This window comes from Stenotrophomonas sp. ATs4 (assembly GCF_051861585.1).
Taxonomy (GTDB): Bacteria; Pseudomonadota; Gammaproteobacteria; order Xanthomonadales; family Xanthomonadaceae; genus Stenotrophomonas; species Stenotrophomonas maltophilia_AS.
This window is the reverse complement of the sequence record NZ_JBLYPK010000008.1, coordinates 25,233-39,866: the sequence shown is the minus strand read 5'-3', so window position 1 is coordinate 39,866 and position 14,634 is coordinate 25,233. Positions and strand designations below refer to the sequence as shown.

9 protein-coding genes are annotated in these 14,634 nt (G+C 65.6%); 7 read left to right on the top strand and 2 right to left on the bottom strand.

Annotation, left to right across the window (positions count from 1 at the left end):
- Positions 1–89: 89 nt before the first annotated feature.
- Genes ABR323_RS15035 through ABR323_RS15010 form a run of 6 tightly spaced genes read left to right on the top strand, consistent with a single transcriptional unit; the run spans position 90 to position 8,804 of the window.
- A complete protein-coding gene (locus tag ABR323_RS15035; RefSeq protein ID WP_439449895.1) occupies positions 90–1,694 on the top strand; it encodes a glucoamylase family protein in 1,605 nt (534 codons plus the stop codon).
- 4 nt (positions 1,695–1,698) lie between these two features.
- A complete protein-coding gene (locus tag ABR323_RS15030) occupies positions 1,699–3,039 on the top strand; it encodes a sugar ABC transporter substrate-binding protein (protein ID WP_439449894.1) in 1,341 nt (446 codons plus the stop codon).
- Complete coding sequence (locus ABR323_RS15025) at positions 3,036–3,917, top strand: carbohydrate ABC transporter permease (protein ID WP_006378065.1); 882 nt, start codon at positions 3,036–3,038, stop codon at positions 3,915–3,917. The genes ABR323_RS15030 and ABR323_RS15025 overlap by 4 nt, the downstream gene beginning before the upstream one ends.
- Positions 3,914–4,750, top strand: coding sequence for a carbohydrate ABC transporter permease (locus ABR323_RS15020; RefSeq protein ID WP_006378064.1), 837 nt, complete (start codon positions 3,914–3,916; stop codon positions 4,748–4,750). Before ABR323_RS15025 ends, ABR323_RS15020 begins: the two co-directional genes overlap by 4 nt.
- Positions 4,747–7,914 carry a discoidin domain-containing protein gene (locus ABR323_RS15015; protein WP_439449893.1) on the top strand — a complete coding sequence of 1,056 codons (3,168 nt, stop codon included), beginning with the start codon at positions 4,747–4,749 and terminating at the stop codon, positions 7,912–7,914. The genes ABR323_RS15020 and ABR323_RS15015 overlap by 4 nt, the downstream gene beginning before the upstream one ends.
- 2 nt (positions 7,915–7,916) lie before the next feature.
- Positions 7,917–8,804, top strand: coding sequence for an endonuclease/exonuclease/phosphatase family protein (locus ABR323_RS15010; RefSeq protein WP_439449892.1), 888 nt, complete (start codon positions 7,917–7,919; stop codon positions 8,802–8,804).
- Between the two features lie 179 nt (positions 8,805–8,983).
- On the opposite strand, the gene ABR323_RS15005 is transcribed toward ABR323_RS15010, so the two are convergent.
- Positions 8,984–12,259, bottom strand: coding sequence for an Rne/Rng family ribonuclease (locus ABR323_RS15005; protein WP_439449891.1), 3,276 nt, complete (start codon positions 12,257–12,259; stop codon positions 8,984–8,986).
- 407 nt (positions 12,260–12,666) lie between these two features.
- On the opposite strand from ABR323_RS15005, the gene ABR323_RS15000 reads away from it, so the two are divergent.
- Positions 12,667–13,641 (top strand): RluA family pseudouridine synthase, encoded by a 975-nt coding sequence (locus tag ABR323_RS15000; protein ID WP_439449890.1) that lies wholly within the window; start codon positions 12,667–12,669, stop codon positions 13,639–13,641.
- 114 nt (positions 13,642–13,755) lie between these two features.
- Here the strand turns inward: ABR323_RS15000 and zupT are convergent, their stop codons facing one another.
- On the bottom strand, positions 13,756–14,565 hold the full coding sequence (gene zupT, locus ABR323_RS14995) for a zinc transporter ZupT (RefSeq protein ID WP_135274460.1): 810 nt from the start codon (positions 14,563–14,565) through the stop codon (positions 13,756–13,758).
- Positions 14,566–14,634 lie beyond the last annotated feature (69 nt).

The window sequence follows — 14,634 nt, the reverse complement described above, 5'->3', positions numbered from 1 at the left end:
GTGGTTTTTTCAGACCGCATTTTGTAAACGATTTCAGGTCATTGGACGTTATGCTCTTGGATCGATCAGCCCACCGGAGGAACCGCGCCATGCAGGCACGCCACCTGATGACCGCCGCTGCGATGACCCTGGCCATTGCAGCCTGCAAACCGGCCGCGCAGGAGCCTGCAAAACCGCGGCCGCCGGTGATCCTGATCGAGGCCGACGCACCGCCGCGGCCGATGAAACCGGTGCTGCCGCCGCTGTTCGATGACATCGAGCGCCGTACCTTCCAGTTCTTCTGGGACACCACCAATGAAATCAACGGCCTGACCCCGGATCGTTATCCGTCGCGGCCGTTCGCCAGCATTGCTTCGGTGGGCTTCGCGCTGACCGCCTATCCGATCGGCATCGAGAACGGCTGGGTCAGCCGCAACCAGGCGATCGAGCGCACGCTGACTACGCTGAAGTTCTTCCGCGACGTGCCGATGGGCCCGCAACGCACCGGCAAGGCCGGCTACAAGGGTTTCTACTACCACTTCCTGGACATGCAGGAAGGCCGTCGCTACGACAGCTGGGTCGAATTGTCCTCGGTGGATACCGCGCTGCTGATGATGGGCGTGCTGTTCGCGCAGTCGTACTACGACGGCGACGATCCGCGCGAGAAGGAGATCCGGCAGATCGCCGACACCCTGTACAAGAAGGTCGACTGGCCGTGGCTGCAGCAGCGTGCGCCGCTGATCTCGATGGGCTGGTTCCCCGAGAGCGGCTTCATCGACCACGACTGGATGGGCTACAACGAGGCGATGATGGTCTACATCCTCGCCCTGGGCTCGCCGACGCATCCGGTCAGCCCGGATGCGTGGACCGTGTGGACACGAACCTACGACAATGACTGGGGCGTCTACCAGGGCCAGGAATACCTGTCCTTCGGCCCGCTGTTCGGCCACCAGTACAGCCACGTCTGGATCGACTTCCGCGACATCCAGGACGCGTACATGCGCGAGCGTGGCAGCACCTACTTCCTCAACAGCCGCTCGGCCGCACTGGCCCAGCGCGAGTACGCCATCGCCAACCCGATGCAATGGAAGGAGTACGGCGAGAACGTGTGGGGTCTGACCGCCAGCGACGGACCGCAGAACACCACCCAGGACTATCGCGGCGAGCAGCGCCAGTTCCGCCATTACTCCTCGCGCGGCGCCGGCCTGCGCGAGAACTTCGATGACGGCACCATCGCTCCCACCGCTGCGATCGCGTCGGTGGTGTTCGCCCCCGAGCAGGTGATCCCGGCCACGCTGGAGATGCACAAGCGCTTTGGCGACTACATCTATTCCAGCTACGGCTTCCTGGATTCGTTCAACCCCAGCTTCAACTACGACATCCCGATCAAGACCGGCCGCCTGGTGCCGGATCGCGGTTGGGTCGCCAGCGACTACATCGCCATCGACCAGGGCCCGATCCTGACCATGATCGCCAACTACCGGAATGATTTCGTGTGGGAAGTGATGAAGAAGAATCCGTACATCCGCAAGGGACTGGAGCGGGCCGGGTTCAGTGGTGGCTGGCTGGCGCCGGAAGGCTCGTTCCAGCCGCTGGAACTGCAGAAAGACGAAAAGGCCGCGGCGGCACGCGCGGTGGGTATCGCCGAATCACGCGCGGCTGCCGCGCAGGAACAGAAGAACAATGCCAACCGCACCACAGGCCAGGGCAAGTAACCCGATGCCGAACTGGATCGACCGCCTGCGCCGCTGGGCGCTGCCTGCCCTGGCCGCATTGGCCGTGGCCGGCTGCGCCCGTACCGAACCGGGCACCACCACCGTACGTTTCTGGGCGATGGGCCGCGAGGCGGAGGTGGTCAGCGAACTGATCCACGAATTCGAAGCCGAGAATCCGGGCATCAAGGTGGATGTGCAGAACATCCCGTGGACGGCCGCACACGAGAAGCTGCTGACTGCGTTCGCCGCCGACGGCCTGCCCGATGTATGCCAGCTCGGCAACACCTGGGTACCGGAGTTCGCCGAGCTTGATGCGCTGACGCCGTTGCAGCCGTTCGTGCAGCGTTCCGCCGTGGTCGACCCGAAGGATTACTTCCAGGGCATCTGGGATACCAACGTGATCCACGGCGAGCTGGTCGGTGTGCCGTGGTACGTCGATACCCGCCTGATCTACTACCGCAAGGATCTGCTGGCCAAGGCCGGCTACGACCACCCGCCGCGCACCTGGCAGGAGTGGGACGAACAGATGGCGGCGATCAAGCGCATGCAGGGTCCGAACCGCTATGCGGTGCTGATGCCGATCAACGAATTCGAGCAGCAGCTGTCGCTGGCGCTGCAGCAGCCCGATCCGCTGCTGCGCGATGATGACACCCGTGGCAATTTCGCCAGCCCCGGGTTCCGCCGCACGCTGGCCTTCTACGCCAACATGTTCGAGCAGGGCTGGGCGCCGAAGATGTCCGAGACGCAGATCTCCAACGTCTGGGACGAGTTCTTCCGTGGCTTCAACGTGTTCTATATCTCCGGCCCCTGGAACATCCGCGAGTTCAAGAAGCTGCAGCCCAAGGAACTGGAAGGGCAGTGGGGTACCGCTGCGCTGCCGGGTCCGGACGGTCCGGGTGCCGGTATTGCCGGGGGCACCAGTCTGGTGATCTTCCGCAAGTCGCAGCAGAAGGAAGCCTCCTGGAAGCTGATCGAGTTCCTGTCGCGGCCGGAGATCCAGGCGCGCTTCCATTCGATCATCGGCGACCTGCCGCCACGCCGCAGCACCTGGAGTGCGCCGTCGCTGGCCAACGATCCGCTGGCCGCTGCCTTCCGTGACCAGCTGGAGCGGGTCAAACCGACCCCGAAGGTGCTTGAATGGGAGCGCATCGTGCAGGAAATGCGCATCGTCACCGAGAAGGTGGTGCGCGGTGGCCTGCCGCAGGACAAGGCCGTGGAAGAACTGGACCAGCGCGTGGACAAGGTGCTGGCCAAGCGCCGCTGGATGCATGAACAACAACGCCTGCAGCAGCGCGTGCCGTCGCCGCAATCGAGCAGTGCCGTGGCCGCCGGGAGCGCGCAATGAAACGTACTTCGCTTGCCGGCTGGATCTTCGCCGGCCCCTCGCTGATCGTGCTGGGCATGTTCTTCGGCCTGCCGGTGGCTTCGGCGCTGGCGCTGAGCGTGACCGACTTCGATCTGTATGCCCTGGCCGACAGCAGCAACCTGCGCTTCGTCGGCCTCGGCAACTACATCGATCTGCTGCAGACACCGATGTTCTGGAAGTCGCTGTGGAACACCACCTATTTCGTGCTGATCGGCGTGCCGTTGTCGATCGGCGTGTCGCTGGGCGCGGCGATGCTGCTCAACGCACCGGCCGCGCGCTTCAAGGCGCTGTTCCGCACCGCGCTGTTCGCGCCGGTGGTGACCACGCTGGTGGCGGTGGCAGTGATCTGGCGCTACCTGTTCCATACCAGCTATGGCCTGGTGAACTACGGCCTGGGGCATCTGGGCATCAGCCCGATCGACTGGCTGGGTGATCCCAACTGGGCGATGCCGACCATCATGCTGTTCGCGGTGTGGAAGAACTTCGGCTACAACATGGTGATATTCCTGGCCGGCCTGCAGGCGATCCCGCATGACCTGTACGAGGCCGCCCGCATCGACGGCGCCTCGCGCTGGAAGCAGTTCCTGCACATCACCCTGCCGATGCTTGGCCCGGTGCTGCTGGTGGTCGGGGTGATTACCGTGTCCGGCTACTTCCAGCTGTTCGCCGAGCCCTACGTGATGACCCGCGGCGACCCACTGCAGAGCACCGTCAGCGTGCTGTATTTCATGTTCGAGGAAGGCTTCAAGTGGTGGAACCTGGGACGCGCCTCCGCAGTGGCGTTCCTGCTGTTCCTGATCATCCTGGCGGTGACCACCGTGATGCTGCGTTTCGGCCGCAAGAGGCAGTTGGTATGAGTCGTGAAATCGGCCAGTCGCGCTGGTACCCGTGGTTGATCAATGGTGCGTTGCTGGTGCTGGCCCTGGTCAGCCTGGCACCGCTGCTGTGGATGCTCTCGGTGTCGTTCATGCCGCAGGGCGAGGCCACCCACTTCCCGCCGCCGCTGCTGCCTTCCAGCATCACCACGCGCAACTACCATGAGTTGTTCGCGCGCACCGGCATGGGCGGCAACTTCGCCAACAGCCTGCTGGTATCGGTTGGCATCACCCTGGGTTCGCTGCTGCTCAACACGATGGCCGGCTATGCCTTCGCCAAGCTGAACTTCGTCGGCCGCGAGCGCCTGTTCCAGGTGCTGATGGCGGCGCTGGTGATCCCGGCACAGGTAGCGATGCTGCCGCTGTTCCTGCTGATGAAGCAGCTGGGCCTGGTCAACAGCTTCGGTGGTGTGATCGTGCCGGCGCTGGCCAGCGTGTTCGGCATCTTCCTGGTGCGCCAGTACGCGCGTTCGATTCCGGACGAACTGCTGGAAGCGGCGCGCATTGACGGGGCAGGGGAGCTGCGCATCTTCTTCCAGATCGTGCTGCCGATGCTCAAGCCGGTGCTGGTGACCCTGGCCATCTTCACCTTCATGGGCGCATGGAACGATTTCATGTGGCCGTTGATCGTGCTGACCGATCAGGAGCACTACACTTTGCCGGTGGCGCTGGCCACCCTCTCGCGCGAGCACATCATGGACGTGGAAATGATGATGGCTGGCGCGGTGGTCACCGTGGTTCCGGTGCTGGCGCTGTTCCTGGTGCTGCAGCGGTACTACATCCAAGGTCTGTTGCTGGGGAGCGTCAAGGGATGAAGCGAGCGATCGCCGTTGGATTGGGCCTGTTGTGGACCTCCCTGGCGATCGCCGCACCACCGGCGCTGCCGGCGCCCAAGGTGCTGGACGACTTCGATGACAGCAGCGCGTGGAAGCTGGTGCTGTCCGATCAGGTCAGTGGTTCGCTGCGGCCGGTCAGCGGTGCCGGCGGTGGTCGTGCACTGTGCCTGGACTATGACTTCCATGATGTCTCCGGCTACGTCGGCATCCGCCGCGCGCTGAACATCGAGTACCCGGTCAATTACCGCTTCGGTTTCCAGCTGCGCGGCGATTCACCGGGCAACGACCTGCAGTTCAAGTTGATCGACGCCAGCGGCGACAACGTCTGGTGGGTCAACCGTCCCGGCTATGCTTTCCCCAAGGCGTGGACACCGGTGGAGTACCGCCGCCGCCAGATCGACAAGGCCTGGGGCCCGTCGCCCGAGAAGGAGATGTCGCGCAGCGCCGCAGTGGAGTTCACCCTCTACAGCAAAGTCGGTGGGCGCGGCACGGTGTGCTTCGACAAGCTGACCCTGCAGGGCCTGCCGCCGCAGGATGATTCGGCGCTGGTGCCGTCGGTGATCGCCGATACCGCGATGGCGCTGCAGGACCGCATGATCGATGGCAAGAGCGATACCTTCTGGATCAGCGGCGGGGTCAAGCAGCAGACCATCAGCCTGGACCTGCACAAAAGCCGCGAGATCGGTGGCGCGGTGATCGACTGGTTGCCGAACCTGGAGGCCCGCCGCTACACCGTGCGCACGTCCGAGGATGGCCGGGACTGGCGCACCGTGCGCGAAGTCATCAGTGGTGCCGGTGGCCGCGACTGGCTGGCACTGCCGGATACCGACGCGCGCTACGTGCGCTTCGATCTGCAGGACGGCCCGAACTGGCGTTACGGCATCCGTGATATCGCGCTCAAGCCCTTGGCTTTCGCCGCGACCCCGAATGCGTTCCTGTCTTCGGTGGCTGCCGACCTGCCGCGGGGTTCGCTGCCGCGCGCTTACGTGGGCGAGCAACCCTACTGGACGCTGCTGGGTCTCGATGGCGGCCAGGAGCAGGCGCTGATCAGCGAGGATGGTGCACTGGAGCCTGCGAAAGGCAGCTTCAGCATCGAACCGTTCATCCGTCTCGACGGCAAGCTGCTGGACTGGTCCAAGGTGGCTATCACCCAATCGCTGCAGGATCACTACCTGCCGATCGCCAACGTCGACTGGGTGCATGAGAAGGCCGGGCTGGCGGTGACCAGTTTCGTGCAGGGCACTCCCGAGCGCGCGCAGCTGATCGGTCGCTATCGACTCAGCAACCCGGACAAGGTCGCGCACGAGTACACCCTGGCGCTGGCGATCCGTCCCTGGCAGGTCAACCCGCCTACCCAGTTCCTCAATACCGTCGGTGGCTTCAGCCGCATCGAGGCGTTGGATGTTGGCGAACAGCTGGTGCGCGTCAACGGCGAGCCGCGCATCTATCCGCTGCAGGTGCCGGACGCGCGCTTCGCCAGTTCCTTCGACAGCAAGCTGGATGCGATGCATCTGGCGGAGGGGAAGTATCCGGCCACCACGGCGGTGAAGGACAGCACCGGCATGGCGTCGGGTGCGCTCATGTACACGTTCAAGCTGGAGCCGGGCCAGAGCCGTGAAGTGGCGGTGGTGCTGCCGCAGACCGGTGGCTGGGCGCCGCAGGCACTGGACGTGGCCAAGGCGCAGGCGCAGGTGGCCGAACTGTGGCGAAAGAAGCTGGGTGTGGTCTCGCTGCAGGTGCCCGCCGCCGGCCAGGCACTGGTTGATACTCTGCGCACCGCGGTCGCACACATGCTGATCTCGCGCGTTGGTCCGCGCCTGCAGCCGGGCACGCGATCGTATGCGCGCAGTTGGATCCGCGATGGCGCGATGATCTCCGAGGGCCTGTTGCGCATGGGCCGCAGCGATGCCGTGCGTGACTACATCAACTGGTATGCGCCGTATCAGTTCGAGAACGGCAAGGTGCCGTGCTGCGTCGATGCACGCGGCAGCGATCCGGTGCCGGAAAACGACAGCCATGGTGAGCTGATCTACAGCATTTCCGAGTACGGACGCTACACCGGCGACAGCACTTTCACCGAGCTGATGTGGCCGCATGTGCAGGGCGCCTACGGCTACATGGAGCAGCTGCGCGCCAGCGAACGGACCGAAGAGAACCGTGCACGCAATCCGGCCTTCTACGGCATGATGCCCGCCTCGATCAGCCACGAGGGCTATTCGGCCAAGCCGATGCATTCGTACTGGGACAACTTCTGGGCACTGCGCGGCTACAAGGACGCGGCGCTGCTGGCGACCCAGCTGGGCAAGGTCGAGGCGATGCAGATCGCCGAATCGCGCGACCAGTTCCGTGATGATCTGCAGGCGTCGCTGCTGTCCGCGATGCAGCAGCACAACATCGACTATCTCCCAGGCTCGGCCGAGCTGGGCGACTTCGACGCGACCTCGACCACCATTGCGCTGGCCCCGGGCGGTGAGCAGGGCCGGCTGCCGCAGCAGGCCTTGGATGCGACCTTCGAGCGCTACTGGAACGAGTTCGTTGCCCGTCGTGACGGCAAGCGCGAGTGGAAGGACTACACCCCGTACGAGTGGCGCAACGTGGCCGCGTTCGTGCGCCTGGGCTGGCGCGACCGCGCCTGGCAGGCCACCGAGTTCTTCTTCAAGGACCGCGCGCCGCAGGCCTGGAACCAGTGGGCTGAGGTGGTCTCGCGCACGCCGCGCAAGCCGTTCTTCGTCGGTGACCTGCCGCACGCGTGGGTGGCCTCGGACTTCGTGCGCTCGGCCCTGGACATGTTCGCTTATAACCGCGACATGGACGAAGCGCTGGTGCTGGCCGCCGGCGTGCCGAGCGCGTGGTTGCAGGGCGAAGGCATTGCCGTGCAGGGTCTGCGTACCCCGCAGGGACAGCTGAACTACCGTCTGCAGCGCAGCGACAAGCAGCTGGTGCTTGAGCTGCAGCCAGGCCTGGTGCCGCCGGTCGGTGGCGTCGTGCTGCCGTGGCCTTACGCCGGTGAACCGGGTGAGGCGACCATCAACGGCGAAGCGGCCGAATGGGTCAACAAGGAACTGCACGTGCACCAGTTGCCGGCGCGGGTCGAGATTGAAGTGCCGAGCGCGGTGCGCCGCGCCGAACGCAAGGGACAGTAGCAATGAAGCTGCAGGGGGCGAGGGTGCGCACGTTGGTGCGTGCCCTGGGGCTGGCAATTGCATTGGCATTGCCGGGTGTGATGATGGCGGCCGAACCGGCTGCCGCGACCGCAGCGCCCGACGTTGCCAGTGCGCCGGGCATGAGCATGGTCACCTTCAACCTGCACCATGACCGCGAAGACTGGCCGAGCCGCCGCCGCACCATCCTGGCCGAGCTCAAGCGCCTGCAGCCCGATGCGATTGCCCTGCAGGAGGTGATCCAGCGGCGCACCGTGCGCAACCAGGCGCAGTGGCTGGCCAGCCAGCTCGGCTACAAGTACGTGTTCGTGTCCACCGATCCGGTCGGTGCACCCAAGCGCTACGGCAATGCGCTGCTGACCCGGCGGCCGATCCTCGCCCAGGGTGATCATCTGCTGCTGCCGTTGGACGACTATCGCACCGTCGCTCACCTGCGCATCGACGTCGATGGCAAGCCGGTCAACATCTATGCCACGCATCTCAACGAACGCAGCGATGAGAATGGGCAGCGCATCCGTCGTACCCAGGTCGAGGATCTGCTGCGCTTCATCACTGCGACGTCTGCCGGGGCACCGGTGGTGATCGCCGGCGATTTCAATGCACTGGTGGATGCAGGTGACCTGAGCGAACTGCGCAGTCACTATGGCGACAGCTACGGCAGCGTACACGTCAACACCGACCTGGCTGGGGTCAGTACGCTCAACCGCCACTACTACCAGGCGCCGTCGCGGATCGACCACATCTTCTTCCAGCAGGATGAAATGGTGGCGCGTGAGGCGAAGATCCTGTTCGACCAGCCCGACGACAGCGGGCGCTGGGCCTCGGATCATTACGGTGTGTGGACCCGCCTGCAGTTCGCGCCGAAACCCTGACGCAGACACGCTCCGGTAGCTGCCAACCTTGGTTGGCACGGGCGCTGCCGCATGCACTCAATCAACGGCGCCAACCAAGGTTGGCCTCTACCAAAGCGAAGCCAGCACCAAACGCACAAATAAAAAACGGCGGGGATCATCGATCCCCGCCGTTTCGTTTTCACGCGATCAAAGAGCGATCAGTTCGCCGGCGGCGTGCGCTTGGCGGCCTCTTCGTCTTCTTCATCGGCCTTGGCTTCTGCAGCCTGGGCGGCAGCGTCGGCATGGCCATCGGCGACCGGGTCGATCGACGGCGTCACCGCCGCTTCGGCGACCGGGGCAGCGGCTTCGATCGGCGCGGCTTCCACCGCCACCGGAGCGACCGGCTGTTCGGCGACCACGATGGGCTCGACGACCGGCTTGGCTTCAACCACCGGCGTAGCCTCAACGGCCACCGGCTTGGCTTCTACCACCGGAGCAGCTTCAACGATCGCCGGCTTGGCTTCAACCACCGGCGCAGTCTCAACGGCCACCGGCTTGGCTTCGATCACCGGAGCGACTTCAACCGCCGGGGTTGCTTCAACCGCGACCGGCTTTGCTTCGGTCACCGGCGCAATGGCTTCGATCACCGGCGCGGCAGCGGCTACCGGCTGGGCCGGGGTCGCGGCGTCGATGGCATCGAGCATGCTGGTCTGCACCGGCGAGGACACCGCTTCGGTCTTCGCAGCAGCTTCGATCGGGGCCACTTCCGCCACGACCGGTGCGGCGGCTTCGACCACAGCGCTGCTCACCACTGCGACCGGCGCGGCGGCGACGGCTGCGGCGGCACGAACCGGCTTCCCGGCTTCGACGGCGGCCGGTTCGGCTTCGTCATCGAAGTCGAACTCCGGCTGCGAACGTGCAGGCTGAGTGGCAGCGGCCGGAGCGATTTCACCTGCGTTGTCGAGGTTCGGCTCAGTGCCGTCGGCGTCATCGCCGTCGTCACCGTCGTCCTGATCGTCGCCCAGGGCGTCGCTGCCGGTGGCGTTCTCGGCGCCACCGCGACGGCGGCGGCGGCCACCACGACGGCCTCGACGACGACGGCTCGCGCCTTCGCCCGTCTGGTCGCCCGTGGCATCGGTCGTGGCCTCTTCAGCGGTCACGACAGCGGCCTCTGTCTCAGTGGTTGAGGCAAGAGCGGTCTCGACCACCGGTGCAGCGTCCACCGGAGCGGCGGCGGCAATCGGTGCAACCGGTGCGGTGGCTTCCTGCGCGGTCACGGTGTTGGCCACGACAGCCGTCGCGGTCACCGCGGCGGCGGTTGCCACCTCGGTAGCTGCTTCGGCGGCGCTGCGCTGCGGCTTCTCGGCCGGCTTGTCGCCGTCCTGCTGCGGACGCGGCTGCCGGGGCTGCTTCAGCTTCGGCTGCTGTGGGTTCTGGGCCTGCGGCTCGTTGCGCGGCTTGTTCTGCTGCTGCGGCTGCTGCTGACCGTCCTTCTGCTGATCCTTCTGCTTACCCTGCTGCGGCTGCTGGGCATTGCCGTTGGCCGGATTGCCGCCGTTGCCACCCTGGCGGCCGTCCTTGCGCTGCTCGCCGCGATCCTTGCGGTTGCCGCCGTCCTTCTGCTGCTGCGCATTGCCATTGCCGCCGTTGCCACGGCTGTCCTCGCGACGGTCCTTGCGGTCCTTGTTGCGATCCTTGTTGCGGTCACGACGGCCGCCATCCTGCTGCGGCTGACGGGCGGCGGGTGCCGGAGCAGCGGCCGGGGCCGGTTCGCCACCGAAGATGCGCTTCAGCCAACCGACGACGCCGCCGCTGGCGGCCGCAGCCGGGGCAACGGCCGCAACCGGTGCCGGTGCGGGTGCCGCGGCCGGCTCCACTTCCTCACGCACCGGGGCGGGGGAGTTGTGCTTGACCTGGGTCACCATCGGCGGCGGGATGTTCAGCTGGCCCTTGGTCAGCGCGTGCACCGGCAGCTTGCGCGGGGTGCCGCGCTGGTAGCTCGGTCGGCCGCTTTCCTCGCCCAGCTCGTTGTCGCGCAGGCGGGTGACGGTGTAGTGCGGGGTATGCAGCTGCTCATCGGCGACGATCACGATCGGCGTTTCATGGCGCTGTTCGATCTCGCGCAGGGCGCTGCGCTTTTCATTCAGCAGGTAATTGGCGATCTCCACCGGGGCCTGTACCAGCACCTGCCCGGTGTTCTCCTTCATCGCATGCTCTTCAGCGACGCGGATGATCGACAGCGACAACGATTCCACGCTGCGCATGCGGCCATGGCCATCGCAGCGCGGGCAGACGATCTGGCTGGATTCCCCCAGGCTCGGGCGCAGACGCTGGCGGCTCATTTCCAGCAGGCCGAAGCGCGAGATTCGGCCGACCTGCACGCGCGCACGGTCGTACTTCAGTGCGTTGGCGAGGCGGTTCTCGACCTCGCGCTGGTGCTTGTTGGAGGCCATGTCGATGAAATCGATCACCACCAGGCCGCCCAGGTCGCGCAGGCGCAGCTGGCGGGCCACTTCCTCAGCCGCTTCCAGGTTGGTCTGGAACGCGGTGTCCTCGATGTCGCTGCCCTTGGTGGCGCGCGAGGAGTTCACGTCGACCGCAGTCAGGGCTTCGGTCTGGTCGACCACGATCGAGCCGCCCGACGGCAGGCGCACGTTGCGCTCGTAGGCGCCTTCGATCTGCGATTCGATCTGGAAGCGGTTGAACAGCGGGATGTCGTCCTTGTAGTGCTTGAGCTTGCGCAGGGTCTGCGGCATCACCTGCTGCATGAACTCCTTGGCGTGCTCGTACATCTCCTCGGTGTCCACCAGGATCTCGCCGATGTCGGCGCGCAGGTAGTCACGCAGGGCGCGCACGATCAGGCGCGATTCCTGGTAGATCAGGAACGGGGCCGGCTTGCTCAGCGCAGCTTCGGCGATCGCACGCCAGACGTTCAGCAGGTAATCGAGGTCCCACTGCAGTTCTTCCGCATCGCGGCCGACGCCGGCGGTACGGATGATCACGCCCATTTCATCGGGGATGTTCAGCTTGTCCAGGGCGTCCTTCAGGGCGGCCCGGTCTTCGCCCTCGATGCGACGGGAGACACCGCCGGCGCTGGGCGAGTTCGGCATCAGCACCATGTAACGGCCGGCCAGCGAGATGAACGTGGTCAGGGCGGCGCCCTTGTTGCCACGCTCTTCCTTGTCGACCTGGACAACGATCTCCTGGCCTTCCTTCAACAGCTCGCGGATACCGGCCTTGTTGTGGTCGACACCGGCCTGGAAGTAGTCGCGGGAGATTTCCTTCAGCGGCAGGAAGCCATGGCGGCCGCCACCGTATTCAACGAAGGCCGCTTCCAGCGAGGGCTCGATGCGGAAGATCCGGCCCTTGTAGATGTTGGACTTCTTCTGTTCCTTCGACGGCTGTTCGATGTCGATGTCATACAACGACTGGCCATCCACGATGGCAACACGCAGCTCTTCAGCCTGCGTGGCGTTGATCAGCATTCGCTTCATTGTTGCGTTCCTCGCAAGCGGCTACCGCGCGGAACGCCATGGGGTTTCGCCTCTGGACACGGTTCGCCGCCCATTCGCGCAAGCGCGGGGAGGGCGGCTTGGGTTTCCAGCGCTACGACACCACGGCAGGCCGCGGGAGCGCTTCACTCTTATGGGTTTTGGGGTGTTACAGGCCGCAGGCAGCTGTCAGCCAGGCTGGAGCGCCACGCGGGACATGTTCAGCACGGTTGTGTGTCAGACATCCGGCGATGGCCGGGAAGGCCGGTGAGCCGCTAACATGGCCGCCCCGCGGGCGGTGGTCGCGCACTGTGCCGGATTCGTCGGAAGCTGGGCTTCTGGCCCTGAGTAACTTCCAACGAAATCAATCCCTTATATCGCCCCCCGAGTGTAACAGAATAAACAGCCTGATGACCGCCCAAGACCCTACCAAGCCCGCTGGCGACAAGCCTTCCGTGCGCATGATCACCGTTCCCGCCGACCGCGCTGGCCAGCGCCTGGACAACTTCCTGCTCGGCCAGCTGAAAGGCGCCCCTCGCAGTCTGGTGTACAAGCTGGTGCGCAGCGGCCAGGTACGGGTGAATGGCGGCCGCGCCAAGGCCGAACGCAAGCTGGAAGCGGGCGACGAGGTGCGGATACCGCCGGTCCGTCTCAGTGAGGAAGGAGACAAAGCCGGTCCGCCGGAGGCGTTCATGCGCCGCCTGGAACAGGCCATCGTCTTCGAGGATGCCCGCCTGCTGGCCCTGAACAAGCCCTCCGGCGTGGCCAGCCACGGCGGCAGCGGCATCAGTTTCGGCGCCATCGAGACCCTGCGCGCGCTCCGTCCGGGCCAGACCCTGGAGCTGGTCCACCGGTTGGATCGCGACACGTCGGGCCTGCTGATCGTGGCCAAGAAGCGTTCGGCCCTGAGCGAGCTGCAGGCGCTGCTGCGTGAGGACCACGGCGCCGGCATCCGCAAGCGCTACCTGACCCTGTTGGCCGGGCGAATGCCCGACGGCGTGATGACAGTCGACGCGCCACTGCACGTAGGGTTGCGCCAGGGCGGCGAGCGCCACGTGCAGGTCAACGCGATCGGCAAGGAGTCGATCAGCCACTTCCGGGTGCTGGAGCGCCGCGGTGGCCATTCGTACTGCGAGGTGCGTATCGAGACCGGCCGCACCCATCAGATCCGCGTGCATGCCCAGCACCTGGGGCATTCGGTCGCTGGTGACGATAAATACGGCGATCCGGCCGTCAACAAGCGACTTCGTGAGCAGATCGGGCTGAAGCGCCTGTTCCTGCATGCGGCGTCGCTGGAGTTCGCACTGGACGCGGGGAAGACGCCGTATGTACTGAACGCGCCGCTGGCTGAAGAGCTGGTCGAGGCGCTGGACCGGCTTCGCTGAAGATAGCGCTGGGCCGTGCCCGGCGGATGCTGGAAGAATTGTCGCCAGGCATGGCCTGGCGCTACCTGGGTCCGGTAGATCCACGCCATGCGTGGATGCGCCCTTCGGGGGCCCTCACCACTTGAACAGCACCAGGCTGATCGCCAGCGTTCCCATGCCCGCCACCAGACCGTAAACCGTCTCGTGGCCCTTGGCATAGCGCTTGGCCGCCGGCAGCAGCTCATCCAGCGCCAGGAACACCATCACCCCTGCGATCAGCCCGAACACCCAGCCGAACGTTGCATGTGACAACGAGCCGGACAGCAGCACATAGCCGATCGCCGCGCCCACCGGCTCGGCCAGGCCCGACAACAGGCTGGCGGTGAACGCGTAGAGCTTGTTCTGGGTGGCGAAGTACACCGGCACCGCGATCGCGATGCCCTCGGGAATGTTGTGGATGGCGATGGCGAAGGCCAGCGGCATGCCCACCGATGGGCTTTCCAGGGTCGCAAAGAACGTTGCCAGGCCTTCCGGGAAATTGTGCGCGGTGATCGCGATCGAGGTCAGCAGGGCAACCCGCTTCAGGTACTCGCGGCTGTTCTCGCGGAACGCGGGGTCCTGCTTGTCCAGGCTGTCGTGCGGGTTGGGAATGAAGTGGTCGATCAGCACGATCGTCACCACGCCCAGCAGGAATGCCAGGGTGCCGTAGGTGAAGCCGGTGCGCTCGCCATACGCCAACGCGAATGAAGCAATGGACTTGTTGAGGATCTCCGACAGCGACACATAGACCATTGCGCCGCCGGCGAAGGCCAGGCCGAAGGCGAGCAGGCGTGGATTGGGCCGACGCGAGAACAGCACCAGCAGGCTGCCAATGGACGTGGCCAGGCCGGCGGCGAGAGTGACCGCCAGCGCGATCCAGATGTTTTCGGGGGGAATCTGCAGCATCTACCGACGCGGTCCTGGTCAACAGACAACCGCCCCGGGCGGGGCCGGGGCGGCAAGGGCGAGGCGGGC

Coding starts and splice junctions, on each gene's coding strand:
- ABR323_RS15035 (WP_439449895.1), top strand. CDS start 90: ATGCAGGCACGCCACCTGATGACCGCCGCTGCGATGACCCTGGCCATT.
- ABR323_RS15030 (WP_439449894.1), top strand. CDS start 1,699: ATGCCGAACTGGATCGACCGCCTGCGCCGCTGGGCGCTGCCTGCCCTG.
- ABR323_RS15025 (WP_006378065.1), top strand. CDS start 3,036: ATGAAACGTACTTCGCTTGCCGGCTGGATCTTCGCCGGCCCCTCGCTG.
- ABR323_RS15020 (WP_006378064.1), top strand. CDS start 3,914: ATGAGTCGTGAAATCGGCCAGTCGCGCTGGTACCCGTGGTTGATCAAT.
- ABR323_RS15015 (WP_439449893.1), top strand. CDS start 4,747: ATGAAGCGAGCGATCGCCGTTGGATTGGGCCTGTTGTGGACCTCCCTG.
- ABR323_RS15010 (WP_439449892.1), top strand. CDS start 7,917: ATGAAGCTGCAGGGGGCGAGGGTGCGCACGTTGGTGCGTGCCCTGGGG.
- ABR323_RS15005 (WP_439449891.1), bottom strand. CDS start 12,259: ATGAAGCGAATGCTGATCAACGCCACGCAGGCTGAAGAGCTGCGTGTT.
- ABR323_RS15000 (WP_439449890.1), top strand. CDS start 12,667: ATGACCGCCCAAGACCCTACCAAGCCCGCTGGCGACAAGCCTTCCGTG.
- zupT (WP_135274460.1), bottom strand. CDS start 14,565: ATGCTGCAGATTCCCCCCGAAAACATCTGGATCGCGCTGGCGGTCACT.